Genomic DNA, 13,427 nt, shown 5'->3' with positions numbered 1-13,427 from the left:
GCCGCGCCGAACCGATGCGCCCCCGTCCGTCGCGCGTTTCGGGCCGCGCAATCGGGGTGAATCCTGCCGCCGCACGGCCTGCCGGCACGCCGCGATGCGGGTGCGTCCCCTTTGATTCACCGGCGCCGAGCCGTTATCCTCTTCTCGATCCCGACCGACGCGCGACCGGGCAAGAATCCCTTGCGCTGTCATGGAATTCCCAGCGCAATTGCTACGTTGAACGAGTGTCCCGATGACGCCAGACCAGCCGCAGCCCATCCTCTCGGACCGCCAGCCGGCCGCGCACGAGCAACCGTTGCTCGACCGCTACGCGGAATTCCGGTTCCAGACCGTCGTCGCATCGATCACCGACTACGCCGTCTTCATGCTCGACACGCACGGCAATATCGCGACGTGGAATACCGGCGCGGAGCGCATCAAGGGCTACCGGGCGGACGAAATCATCGGCACCCATTTCTCGCGCTTCTATCCGGCCGATGCGATCGCCGCCGGCCGCCCGACGCACGCGCTCGAAGCGGCGGCCGCGTACGGCCACTTCCAGGACGAAAGCTGGCGCGTGCGCAAGGACGGGTCGCGTTTCTGGGCCAGCGTGACGATCACCGCGGTGCGCGACGAGTCGAAAGAGCTGCGCGGCTTCATCAAGATCACGCGCGACATGACGGAGCGCAAGCGCGTCGAGGAGCTCGAAGCCGCGACGCGGCGGCTGGATGTCTTCATCGCGACGCTCGCGCACGAACTGCGCAACCAGCTCGCGCCGCTGCGGCACACGATCGGGATTCTGCACAGCCTGCCGTCGTCCGAACTGGGCCCCGCGCTCACGCAATGCAAGGACATCGCCGATCGCCAGATCGAACAGCTGGTCCGGCTCGTCGACGACCTGCTCGACATCGGCCGCATCAAGTCCGACAAGGTCGAACTGAAGCAGGCGCCGCTGAACGTGCGCGATATCGTGTATCGCAGCGTGCAGGGCGTTCAGCCGAAAGTCGACGCGCGCGGCCAGCAGATTGTCGTGCGCCTGCCGCCGGGGCCCGTGATCGTGAACGGCGACGACGTGCGTCTCGTGCAGGTGCTGTACAACCTGCTCGACAACGCGTCGAAGTATTCGCCGAACGACGAGCGCATCGAGATCCACGTGCACACCGAGGAGAACGTGGTGGCGATCGACGTCGTCGACCGCGGGATCGGCATCGTGCCCGGCGCGCAGGAATCGATCTTCGACCTGTTCGAGCAGGAGACCAGCGCGGGACGCTACGCGGCCGGCGGGCTCGGCGTGGGCCTCGCGATCTGCCGGAAATTCGTCGAGCTGCACGGCGGCAGCGTCACCGCCGACAGTGCCGGCATCGGCAAGGGGTCGTCGTTTACCGTGCGGCTGCCGCTCGCGCGGCAGCATCACGACGCCGCCGCGATGCCGGCCAGGCCGGCATCTTCCGCGGCGCAGCCGTTGCGGATCCTGATCGTCGACGACAATCACGAAGCGGCCGATACGCTCGGCGTCCTGCTGCAGATCAAGGGGCACTCGACTCGCGTCGCGTATCACGCGCGCGAAGCGCTGCCGCTTGCGCGCGCGTTCGCGCCGCACCTGATGCTGATCGATCTGAGCATGCCGGACGTCAGCGGGTTCGAGCTGCTGCAGGAATTGCGGACGACCGGCGCCGCACCCGATGCGTGCTATGTCGCGCTGTCCGGCCATGTACGTTCGTCCGATCGCAAGGACACCGAAGACGCCGGTTTCGACGATCACTTCGCGAAGCCGATTCCGATCGAGGCGCTCGACCGTTTGCTCGCGCGCGTCGAGGATGACGCGCGGCGCGGCGGCCGGCTATGACGATGTGCGCCCGCCGCGCTCCTGCTGCGCGCCGCGCATTCGCATCCGGACCCCGGCAGTGTCGCAACGGCTGAAAACGTGCCGGCGCGCGTCGCGGCACCGCGCGCCGCCGTGATCGAATTCGCGGACGGCTCCGGCGCAACGGCGACGCTGTCGCCGCTCGACGACGGCGCGCTCGAACTCGCGGTAGACGCATACGTGACGCACACGCGCCACGCAGTCGCCGCGCGCCGCTGGCACCTTCACGCGGTCGATACTGCCCGCACCGCCTGGCGAGTCGCACGGCGGCTTCCTGCCACCTGATGCCATTGGCGCCGCGTTCGGCGGGAACCGCTCGCAGGCGCTAAAATCCGCCGCCTGGACATCCACGACGAGCAAGCGTTTTGACGGACTTCGAGCAGGGTTTCATCCTCACCCGCCACTGGCGGGACACCGCGTCCGGCATCGAGATCGAGTTCTGGCTGGCAACCGAGCATGGTCCGCGCCGCGTGCGGCTGCGCCCGCAGGAAGCCGTCGCGTTCGTGCCGGCCGAGCAGCAGGCGCTCGCCGAACGCGCGCTCGCCGACGAACGCGATGCCGAGCTGCGCCCGCTCGCGCTGCGCGACTTCCGCCAGCGCCCGGTCGCCGGACTCTACTGCCGCCGCTACCGCCATCTGTCCGGACTCCAGAAGCGGCTCGCGGGGGCCGGTATCGACGTCTATGAAACCGACATCCAGCCGCCCGACCGCTACACGATGGAGCGCTTCATCACCGCACCGGTGCTGTTTCGCGGCACGGCCGGCCGCGACGGTACGCTGACCGACGGCGAACTGAAGCCCGCGACCGGCTATCGCCCGACGCTGCGCTGCGTGTCGCTCGACATCGAGACGAGCGTCCACGGCGAGCTGTATTCGATCGCGCTCGAAGGCTGCGGGCAGCGGCAGGTCTACATGCTCGGTCCGCCGAACGGCGCCGCAAAGCCGGCGATCGATTTCCGTCTCGACTACTGCGACAGCCGGGCCGAGATCCTCACGCGGCTCAACGACTGGTTTGCCGAACACGATCCCGACGCGGTGATCGGCTGGAACCTCGTGCAGTTCGACCTGCGCATCCTGCACGCGCATGCGGAGCAATACGGCGTGCCGCTGAAGCTCGGGCGCGGCGGCAGCGTGCTCGAGTGGCGCGCGCACGGCCAGCAGCCCGACCACTTCTTCGCGGGCGCGGCTGGCCGCCTGATCCTCGACGGCATCGACATGCTGAAATCGGCGACGTGGACGTTCCCGTCGTTCAGCCTCGAATACGTGTCGCAGTCGCTGCTCGGCGAAGGCAAGTCGATCGACAATCCATATCAGCGAATGGACGAGATCCAGCGCCGCTTCGATCACGACAAGCCCGCGCTCGCGCACTACAACCTGAAGGACTGCGAACTCGTCACGCGCATTTTCGACAAGGCCGACCTGCTGTCGTTCGCGCTCGAACGCGCGACCGTCACGGGCCTCGCGGCCGATCGTACCGGCGGCTCGGTGGCCGCGTTCACGCACCTGTACCTGCCGCGCATGCATCGGCTCGGCTACGTCGCGCCGAATCTCGGCGATATCGTCGGACAGAACAGCCCCGGCGGCTTCGTGATGGACTCGCGGCCCGGCCTGTACGACTCGGTGCTCGTGTTCGACTACAAGAGCCTGTATCCGTCAATCATCCGCACGTTCCTGATCGACCCGGCCGGCCTGATCGAAGGGCTCGCGCATCCGGGCGACGATACGTCCGTGCCGGGCTTTCTCGGCGCGCGCTTCTCGCGCACCGCGCATTGCCTGCCCGACATCGTGCGGCGCGTGTCGGAAGGCCGCGACGAAGCGAAACGCCAGCGCAACGCGCCGCTGTCGCAGGCGCTGAAGATCATCATGAACTCGTTCTACGGCGTGCTTGGCTCGACCGGCTGCCGGTTCTTCGATCCGCGCCTCGCGTCGTCGATCACGATGCGCGGCCACGAGATCATGCACCGCACGCGCGAGCTGATCGAGGCGCAGGGTTACGAAGTGATTTACGGCGACACCGATTCGACCTTCGTATGGCTCGGTCGCGAACACGACGACGACGCAGCGGCAGCCAAGGGCCGCGCGCTCGTCGAGCACGTGAACCGCTGGTGGCAAACGCACCTGCGCGATCGCTTCGGGCTGGAAAGCGCGCTCGAGCTGCAGTACGAGCGCCATTACCGCCGCTTCCTGATGCCGACCGTGCGCGGCGCGGAGGAAGGCAGCAAGAAGCGCTACGCAGGCCTCGCGCGTGCGGCGAATGGCGGCGAAGACCTCGTCTTCAAGGGGCTCGAAACGGTGCGCACCGACTGGACGCCGCTCGCGCAGGCATTTCAGCGCGAACTCTACCGGCGCGTGTTCAAGCGCGAGCCGTACCAGGAATTCATCCGCGACTACGTGCGGCGCACGCTCGCGGGCGAGTACGACGCGCAGCTGATCTATCGCAAGCGGCTGCGCCGGCCATTGAGCGAATACCAACGCAACGTGCCGCCGCACGTGCGCGCCGCACGGATCGCCGACGAGTTCAACCACGCGCAGGGCCGGCCGCTGCAATACCAGCGCGGCGGCTGGATCAGCTACGTGATGACGACGGCCGGGCCGGAGCCGCTCGAGACGATGCGCTCGCCGATCGACTACGCGTTCTACGTGAGCCGTCAGTTGCAGCCGGTTGCCGATGCGATCCTGCCGTTCCTGCGCGACGACTTCGAACGCGTGATTTCTGGGCAGGGGCAATTGTTCTGACGCCGACGGGGCCGCGGCATTGACTCGTTCATTCGGCATACGGTTGCGCTCGCAACCGCTTCGGGCGTCCTCCTCCAACGACGACGAACCGGCCCGATCGGCATTCCGGCGGGCCCGCGCGCGCAGCGATAAGTAAAACCGATCGACCCGGTCGGAAATCCGACTTGGACGCCGCGCGCGCCGCAGCGCACAATTTCGCACATCGCAATCGAATGAAACCCTGATCCTTCGCAACCGAGTATCCGTGGCACCCGCGGTCATCGATATGTCGCCGCCACGCGCTTGAATAAAAAGGAAAAGGCGCGCAAGTCGTGCTTGAAATGCCTGCAACACACCTCCGTGACGTGCGGTCTGCCGTGGCCGTACACCCGAACTCCGCCCGCCGCGGCGCATGCCGCAAACCGGCGCTGCACGACATGACGTGCGGCACGCCGCCTCCGACGCCGTAACGCAGTTTCCGCAACACATTCCGCCTGTCTCACCCGAGGAAAACGACGTGTCGCAAGCCACCGTCGCGCCGCTACGGCCGCGCGACCGATTCTCCATCGATTCGAGAAAACTCCTTTTCTCGCTCAGCACTTTCATCGCAGCCGCGCTTGTGCTGCTGATCTCGTTCGCCGTGAGCTTCCCGCGTCCGTGGTGGGCGCTGCTGACGGTCTACGTGACCGCGCAGCCGATGGCCGGCGCGTTCCGTCCGAAGACGATCTACCGGCTCGCGGGCATCGCGGCAGGCGCGGCGGTGACCGTTGCCGTCGCACCCAATCTGCAGAACTCGCCGGTGCTGCTCGTGCTGTGCCTAGCGCTGTGGATCGGCTTCTGCATCTATCTCGCGGTGCTCGACCGCACGCCGCGCGCGTTCCTGTTCCAGATGGCCGCGTTCAGCTCGGCCGTGATCTGCTTTCCTTATCTCGACGATCCGACCAACATCTTCATCACGGCCGTGTCGCGCGTCGAGGAAATGACGGTGGCGATCCTGTGCGTGACGATCACGCACATGCTGCTGAAGCCACCGAACAACCGCCCGGTGATTCACGAGCGCGCGCTGTCGTTCCTCGGCGATGCGTGCCGCTGGACGGCCGAGGCGTTCGGCACGCACCACACGCGGCTGGAACACGAGCATCGCCGCAAGCTCGCGGCCGACGTGACCGAGCTGGGGATGATCGCTACGACGCTGCCGTTCGACCAGCGCTTCGCGCTCGCGACGCGCGACACGGTCACCGCGCTGCAGCACCGTCTCGCGGCGCTGCTGTCGATCGCGTCGGCCGCCGCGAACCGGCTCGACCAGCTGCGCTCGCTGAACGCGGTCGATGCGGAAACCGCCGCGCTGGTCGACGCGGTGATCGACGACCTGCACGCGTCGCAGGAAGTCGGCGAAGCGCTCGACGCGGGGCTCGCGGCGCGCTGCCGGACGCTCGCGGCCGAGCGGCTGCTCGATCCGACCTGGACGTCGCTGCTCGCGGCGAACCTGTTCGACCGCACGGCGGATTTCATCGACACGCTGCACGCCGCGCGCGGGCTCGTGCGCACCTTCGCGGAAACCGACGCCGAACTCGAGCGCCACCTGCCGCCGGTCGACGGCACACGCCGCTTCAAGCTCGCGCGCGATCACGGCCTCGCGCTGCTCGCCGGCGCCGCGACGACCACCGCGATCATCATCTACTGCGCGGTGTGGATTCTCCTTGCATGGCCGAACGGCTCGGCGACGGCCGCATTCGCCGCGCTCGTCACCTGCTCGTTCGCGGCGCAGGACGATCCGGCGCCGGTGATCGGCCGCTACCTCGTGTCGACACTCGTCACGTTTCCGCTCGCCGCGCTGTACCTGTTCGTGATCCTGCCGCGCGTCGACGGCGCAGGGATGCTGATCCTGACGCTTGCACCGGCCTTCGTCTGGATGGGCTACATCCAGGCCGATCCCGCGCGCACCGCTCGCGCGCTTCCGATGTTCTCCTGCTTCATCGTCGCCATGGGTTTTCTCGATCGTTTCCAGGCCGACTTCGCGCTGTTCCTCAATACGGGGCTCGCCCAGGTCGGCGGCATTGTCACGACGCTCGTCGTGACCAGACTCTTCCGCTCGGCCAGCACGCGCTGGACCGCCTACCGGATCGTGCGCCAGAACTGGGCCGATCTCGCGCAGATGGCCGATCCGCATCGGCCCCTCGATGCGCCGACGTGGACCGCGCGCGCGGTCGACCGGCTCGGGCAAGTCGCCGCCCGGATGGCGTTCGCGAATCCGAACGACGCGCTGCACGCTGTCGACGGGCTGAGCGACCTGCGCATCGGCCGCAACATCATCCAGGTGCGCGAAGGTCTCGACAATGGCGATGCGCAAACGCGCGTCGCGATCGAAGCCGCGCTCGAGGCGGTATCGAACCTGTATCGCGCACGCGCCGACGCGCACCACCCGATTCCGGCCACCGCATCGCTGATGCGCGCGCTGAATCGCGCGATCGCCGCGGCCGCGCGCAACACCACCGGCCGCGACGATGCGACGCTGCTCGCGCTGGTGGGCATGCGCTGCAACCTGTTCCCGCATGTGCAACTCGTCGAAGGAACGACGCGATGATCGAAGAAATCCACGTTTTCGGCATCTACATGCCGTCCGCACTCGCATGGGCCGTCGTCGCGCTCGTCGCCACGTTCCTGCTGCGCGGCGTGCTGCAACGGCTGCCGCTACGCGTGCTGCTGTGGCAGCCCGCGCTGATCGAACTCGCGACGTTCTTCCTGTTGTGGTGGGGCATCGCCCGCCTCGCCGACATCCTTTTCCCGCATCGCCTCCTTTCCTGACATGAAGCGAATCCTCCCCCTGTTGCGTACCGTGCTGACGGCCGCAATCATTCTCGGCATCCTCGGCGCGATCTACGGCCTCTGGGTGCGCTACCAGATCGAACCGCTCACGCGCGACGGCAAGGTCCGCGCCGACGTGGTGCCGATCGCGCCCGACGTGAGCGGCCTCGTGACCGACGTGCGCGTGCACGACAACCAGAAAGTGACGAAAGGCCAGGTGCTGCTCGTGATCGACCCGTCGCGCTACCGGATCGCGCTCGAGCAAGCCGACGCGAACATCGCGAGCGAGCAGGCCGAACTCGACGAAGCGATTCGGGAAGACCGCCGCAATCGCGCGATGCCGGACGTGGTGGCCGAAGAATCGACGCAGCAGGGCACGACGCGCGTCGAGAAGCTGCGCGCCGCGCTCGCGCAGGCGCGCTCGACCCGCAACCTCGCCGCGCTGAACCTCGAACGCACGCTCGTGCGCGCGCCGATCGACGGCACGGTGACCAACGTCGGGCTGCTTCCCGGCGCGTACCTGACCGCCGGCAAGGGCGCGATGGCGCTCGTGAACGACGCGTCGCTGCGGGTCGAAGGCTACTTCGAGGAAACCAAGCTGCCGGCGATCCACGTCGGCGACCCGGCCAGCATCTATCTGATGGGCGTCGCGAGCGAGATTCGCGGCCACGTGCAGAGCATCGCCGGCGGCGTGGAAGACCGCGAGCGCGCGGGCGGCGACGCGCAGCTCGCGAACGTGAACCCGGCGTTCACGTGGGTACGGCTCGCGCAGCGCATCCCGGTGCGCGTCGTGATCGATTCGGTGCCGCCTGGTGTGCGGCTCGTTCCGGGCCAGACTGCGTCCGTCGAGATTCATGCACGGGCCGGCGACGTCACCGTGCGTCGGAGCCTGCCATGGTAAGCCTGCGTACGGCTTCCATCGCCGCGCTCTGCGTCGCGCTCGCCGCCTGTGCCGAGGTGGGCCCCGACTACCGCGTGCCGCCGGACGCGCTCGCGAACGCACCGGCCGCCAACGGCGGTTTCGTTGCGGGCGCATCGGTCGCATCGAACGACCCGCTGCCCGATCACTGGTGGCGCCTGTACAACGATCCTGTGCTCGACGGTCTCGTCGAAAAGGCACTGGCCAGCAACGTCGACCTGCGCGCCGCGCAGGCGAACCTCGAACGCAGCAATGCGTTGCTCGCGGCGACGCGCACAGGACGGGAGCCGAGCGTGGGCTTCGACGCGTCGACGAACTACACACAGCAATCTGCGGCGTCGGTGCTGTCGCATGTCGAGCCGCCGCGCCACGAGATCTACAACATCGGCTTCGCGATGAGCTACGACCTCGACCTGTTCGGCGGAATCCGGCGCGGGATCGAGGCGGCGTCCGCCGACAATGAAGCCGTCGCCGCAGCGCGCGATCTCGTGCGCGTGAACGTCGCGGCCGAAGTCACGCGCGCGTATTCGGACCTGTGCAATGCCGGGAACCAGATCGACGTGTTGCAGCGGGCAATTGCGGTTCAGCAGCAGCGCCTCGCGCTGACGCGCCAGCTGATCGCGAACGGCCGCGCGCCGACCTTCGAGCAACAGCGCGACCAGGGCAGCATCGAGAACAGCCGCGCGCTGCTCGCGCCGTTGAACGCCCGCCGGCTCAATGCGGCGTTCCGTCTCGCGACGCTGACGGGCCAGCCGCCGGAGAACTACGATCGCGCGCTGCTGGCGTGCAGTGCGCCGCTCGAATTATCGAAACCGATTCCGTCAGGCGACGGGCGCGCGCTGCTCAAGCGCCGGCCCGACGTGCGCGCGGCCGAGCGCCGGCTCGCCGCGTCGACCGCCCGCATCGGCGTCGAAACGGCCGCGCTGTATCCTGACATCAAGCTCGGCGCGAGCATCGGCTCGACCGGCGGGGCTGCCGCGTTCCTCACGCCGCTGACGAACCGCTTCGCGGTCGGTCCGATGATCACGTGGGACCTGCATCGCAGCACGATTCGCGACCGCATCGAAGCCGCGCAGGCCGACAGCCGCGCGAGCCTCGCGCATTTCGATTCCACGGTGCTCACCGCGCTGCGCGAAACCGAAACGTCGCTCGACACCTACGCAGGCGCGCTCGACCGGTTGCAACGCCTGGAGGCGTCGCGCGACGCCGCCCGCGACGTGATGGAGCGCACCGACGAACTGCGGCGCGGCGGGCGCGTGGGCGGACTGGCGGCGCTCGATGCGCAACGCACGTGGCTCGCGGCCGAAACGGCCGTCGCAGCCGCGCGTCAGGACGTCAACAACGATCAGATCGCGACGTTCCTCGCGCTTGGAGGCGGCTGGCAATGAGCGTTCCCGACGACCTGACGATCGAACGGCCGGCGACGCGCGACGCGGGCCGGCACGCCGAAGCCTCGCTGTTGAATGCCGACGCGGCAAACGCATGCGGTGCCGGCATCATCGTGCCCGGCGATTCCCCGCAGCGCCGCGCGACGCGTCCAGCCACCGCGCCGCAACCGGCGCATAATGGCGCGATACCCGATCCACGCGACCAGCGACTCAATCCGCGGAAAATGAAGTTCACCCAACGCAGCCCCCTGCTTCGCAACATCAGCTATCTGCTCGCGATCGACGAGCACCGCAATTTCACGCGGGCCGCCGAAGCGCTCAGCGTGTCGCAGTCGGCGCTGTCGCAGAAGGTGCGCCAGCTCGAGGACGAGCTTGGCGCGCAGCTGTTCGACCGCAGCGGCCGCATGGTCCAGCTCACCGATTTCGGCAGCGTGTACCTCGAATACGCGCGCCGCGCACACAACGACCTGCTCACCGCGCAGCGCGCGCTGCACGACGTGCACGACCTGTCGCGCGGGCAACTGCGGATCGGCTTCACGCCGACCTTCACCGAATACCTCGTCGCGCCCGTGATCGAGCAGTTTCACGAACGCTATCCGGGCATCGTCATCGAGATCACCGAGATGTCGCTCGATGCGGTCGAGACCGCGCTCGGCGACGACCAGGTCGATCTGGCGTTCGGCTTCGTCGACGTGCGCGCCGACGAGATCGAAGCCGAGGCGCTGTTTCCCGAGCAGCTGATGCTCGTCGTCGGCCGCACGCACCCGCTGACGGCTCAGCGCGATCCCGTCACGCCGACGCAGCTCGCCGGCACGCCGATGGCGCTACTGACGACGAGCTTCGTGTCGCGCTTCTATGTCGACAGCTATTTCCAGTCGTACGACATGCAGCCGGACGTCGCATTGCAGGCGAACTCGATCAGCGCGGTGCTGAAGATCGTGAGCCGCGGCAAGATCGCGACGATCCTGCCCGGCACGATCGAGTTCGAGCATCGCGATCTGCAATACGTGCCGCTCGATCCGCCATTTCCGGTGCGTACGGTCGCGCTGTTGCGTCGCAAGGGCGCCTATCGCACCGTCGCGTCGACGGCATTCGCGCAGATGGTGCGCGAGATGCTCGAACATGGCAGCCTGTCGTCGCTGCGCACGCTGACGGCGCGCGACGCGTCCTGACACACATCGCGCCGCCGGCAGAGCTGCGCACCACGGTCGAATAATCGGCATAGGCTCGACGCCGCCGTATCCGCAATGCGGATGCGGCGCTTTCGCGCGTTCTCGCACATTGTTTAATTTTCCTTTTCAATTTGAATTCCCGATTTAATTGGCGAATTCGCAGATAAACCATTCGTCCTCCGAATCATCGATTTGCCTTATCGACTGCATCGGAAATTCGCCTTGGACTTGATCAGGGTTTTCCTGCATTCTTTCGTTATCGATTCCTGATGAATCGGTCGCGCCGCATCCCGGCGTCGAGAGGCCCGGCGACCATGTCGCGCGAGCCTTCCGCACCATGCCGATACATTCGACAAGAAGAATCCGACACGCACCCGGTCACCGACCAAACGACTCGACCACGCCGACATCCGGAATCGAACTGAAAGAATCATTATTCATTTTATCGGAATCCTAAATGTTAAAGTTTGTCATCATCCCTGCCGCATCCACCCTCATCGCACTGTCTGGTTTCACCGTCACCGCTGGCGCGTACGCGCAACAACAGCCGGCCTCGCCCGAGATCCAGCTGCAAGCAGCCTCTGTAGCCGGCACCGCGCAACTCGCCGCGCGCTCGAACGGCGGCAACCGCGTGCGTACGGACGCCGCACCGAAGGTCGTGGTTCCGCTTCGCCAGACGCAGCATCGCCCGCCCGCGGCGCAGGACAGCGACTGCGTCGGCCCCGTGAGCTTCTGCAACGTCTACTTCGGCAGTTGATCCCGCTTTCGATAACGCCCCTGCAACAGGAACCGTCGTGAATCATCTGTTCAGTGCGATGCGGGTCTTTCTCAAGGTTGCCGACACGCATCATTTTTCCCATGCCGCCCACCAGCTGAATCTTTCTCCGTCGCTGGTGACGCGCTACGTCGGCGATCTCGAATCGCATCTGGGCGTGAAGCTGCTGCAACGCTCGACGCGCAAGACCGTGCTGACCGAAGTCGGCGTCCGCTATGCGGAAGGCTGCCGCGCGCTGCTGATGGATCTGTCCGAAATCGAATCGCGCGCCACGCAGGAATCGAGCCGCATCTGCGGCGACCTGAACGTCGTCGTGCTGCACAGCCTGATGTCGACGGAGCTGGCGAGGTTGTTCGCCGAATACCAGGCGCGCCACCCGGACGTATCGCTGCACATCACGCTGACCGAATCGGAAGTCGACCTGCTCGGCGGCGAGTTCGACGCCGGCATCGTCGCCGACACGATGATCACGTCGGTATCCGTCGTTTCGCGCACGCTCGCACATGTGCCGCTCATCGCGGTCGCATCGCCCGGCTACCTGCTCGAAGCAACGGCGCCGCGGCGGCCCGCCGACCTCGACCACCACCGGATCGTCGGGCTCACGACCGGTGCGAGAACCTACCGATGGGCAGGCACTAACGGCACGCTCGATGCTACCCAGTTCGATGCGCCGGTTACGGTGAACAGCGCGCTGATGCAGCGCCAGCTCGCGCTCGCCGGCAGCGGCATCGCGCTGCTGCCGGAATACGCGGTTGCAAACGACTTGCGTATCGGCACGCTGACGCGTGTGCTCGACGACTACCGGATCGTGAGCGACGGCGTGGCCGTGTCGCTCGTGTACCCGGGCCGCGAATTCCTGCCGGGCAAGGTACGCGCGTTCGTCGATCTCGCCGCCGAACGGTTCAGGTTGCCGTCGCTCGCCGCGCCGCGCGCTGCCGGCGCGATCAGCCCGGGGGTCGCCGTCGCGGCGGATGTCGATGCGTAGCGCCGCATCGTCATGCGTCACCACGCCGCCTCATGCCGGAACACGGTTCGCCCGGATTCGCCGTATATCCGCTCGAACCACGTTCCCGAACTTGTCACACCGGTTCAGTGCATCGCGCTCGCGCGCGACCTGAACGAAACCGTCTGAGGAAGTCATGAAATCTTTCGTCGTCACCATCACTACTGCCGCCGCTACCGCGGCCGTTCTGCTTGCCGCACCGGACGCGTCGTATGCGCAATCGTCGCAGTCGACGCTCACGCGTGCACAGGTGCGCCAGGAATTGCTCGACCTCGAATCGGTCGGCTACGACCCGTCGATCGGCGACGGCGACAACTATCCGGACGACATCGTCGCCGCGCAGGAACGTCTCGCCGCGAAGCGCCTCGCCGAACACAAGAGCGGCGAAGCCGCTTACGGGCCGGCCGGCGCACCGGGCACGTCGGCGGGCGCGCCGGCGACTGCCGGGATGAAGCAGTAACGTCCGCCTGGTCGCGGCAGAGCGGAGCGGCGTTCGAAGCCGCTGCGCTCGCCGCTCGACTTTCCGATGCCGTCGGCCGCCCGGTACGACCGCATCCAGTCACAACACCTTCTTTCCCGGTCCGTCCCTGCGCCACCCCCGCGCTCTGCCCGACGGACTCCAGCTTCCCCTGACCGTTCCGCTTGTCTCCCTCGCGTAGCCCGCGGCTCGCGTGGACCCGCACGCCCGTTCCCCCCGGGGAAAACCCGCCCCCCGCACAGCGCGATTTGTCGTTGACACGTCGAATTTTGCCCTTCTAATATGCACACAACGCTGCACACAATAAAACACACACTGATGTGTGGAGAA

11 protein-coding genes are annotated in these 13,427 nt (G+C 67.1%); all 11 read left to right on the top strand.

The features are described 5' to 3' along the window. Nucleotides 1-232: 232 nt before the first annotated feature. On the top strand, nucleotides 233-1,825 hold the full coding sequence (locus Q3A80_RS05940; RefSeq protein ID WP_446328148.1) for a PAS domain-containing hybrid sensor histidine kinase/response regulator: 1,593 nt from the start codon (nucleotides 233-235) through the stop codon (nucleotides 1,823-1,825). A gap of 111 nt (nucleotides 1,826-1,936) precedes the next feature. Then, entirely contained in the window at nucleotides 1,937-2,128 is a 192-nt protein-coding gene (locus Q3A80_RS05935; protein WP_446328147.1) for a hypothetical protein, read from the top strand. 80 nt (nucleotides 2,129-2,208) lie between these two features. After that, complete coding sequence (locus tag Q3A80_RS05930) at nucleotides 2,209-4,578, top strand: DNA polymerase II (protein WP_446328146.1); 2,370 nt, start codon at nucleotides 2,209-2,211, stop codon at nucleotides 4,576-4,578. A gap of 496 nt (nucleotides 4,579-5,074) precedes the next feature. After that, a complete protein-coding gene (locus tag Q3A80_RS05925; RefSeq protein ID WP_446328145.1) occupies nucleotides 5,075-7,141 on the top strand; it encodes an FUSC family protein in 2,067 nt (688 codons plus the stop codon). After that, nucleotides 7,138-7,362, top strand: coding sequence for a DUF1656 domain-containing protein (locus Q3A80_RS05920; protein ID WP_446328144.1), 225 nt, complete (start codon nucleotides 7,138-7,140; stop codon nucleotides 7,360-7,362). The genes Q3A80_RS05925 and Q3A80_RS05920 overlap by 4 nt, the downstream gene beginning before the upstream one ends. 1 nt (nucleotide 7,363) lies before the next feature. Then, on the top strand, nucleotides 7,364-8,263 hold the full coding sequence (locus Q3A80_RS05915; RefSeq protein WP_446328143.1) for an efflux RND transporter periplasmic adaptor subunit: 900 nt from the start codon (nucleotides 7,364-7,366) through the stop codon (nucleotides 8,261-8,263). Further along, nucleotides 8,257-9,669 carry an efflux transporter outer membrane subunit gene (locus Q3A80_RS05910; RefSeq protein WP_446328142.1) on the top strand — a complete coding sequence of 471 codons (1,413 nt, stop codon included), beginning with the start codon at nucleotides 8,257-8,259 and terminating at the stop codon, nucleotides 9,667-9,669. The genes Q3A80_RS05915 and Q3A80_RS05910 overlap by 7 nt, the downstream gene beginning before the upstream one ends. 224 nt (nucleotides 9,670-9,893) lie before the next feature. Next, on the top strand, nucleotides 9,894-10,841 hold the full coding sequence (cynR, locus tag Q3A80_RS05905; protein WP_446328431.1) for a transcriptional regulator CynR: 948 nt from the start codon (nucleotides 9,894-9,896) through the stop codon (nucleotides 10,839-10,841). A 457-nt stretch (nucleotides 10,842-11,298) separates the two neighbouring features. Further along, on the top strand, nucleotides 11,299-11,598 hold the full coding sequence (locus Q3A80_RS05900; protein WP_446328141.1) for a hypothetical protein: 300 nt from the start codon (nucleotides 11,299-11,301) through the stop codon (nucleotides 11,596-11,598). Nucleotides 11,599-11,635: 37 nt separating this feature from the next. Continuing rightward, the gene (locus tag Q3A80_RS05895) at nucleotides 11,636-12,601 is read left to right on the top strand and encodes a LysR family transcriptional regulator (protein WP_446328140.1); all 966 of its coding nucleotides are present in this window, start codon (nucleotides 11,636-11,638) and stop codon (nucleotides 12,599-12,601) included. A gap of 154 nt (nucleotides 12,602-12,755) precedes the next feature. After that, complete coding sequence (locus Q3A80_RS05890; protein ID WP_446328139.1) at nucleotides 12,756-13,079, top strand: DUF4148 domain-containing protein; 324 nt, start codon at nucleotides 12,756-12,758, stop codon at nucleotides 13,077-13,079. The last annotated feature ends 348 nt before the right edge of the window (nucleotides 13,080-13,427 follow it).

This window comes from Burkholderia sp. SR8 (genome assembly GCF_052851275.1).
The sequence above is the reverse complement of the archived record's forward strand: the minus strand, read 5'-3'. Positions and strand labels throughout refer to the sequence as shown.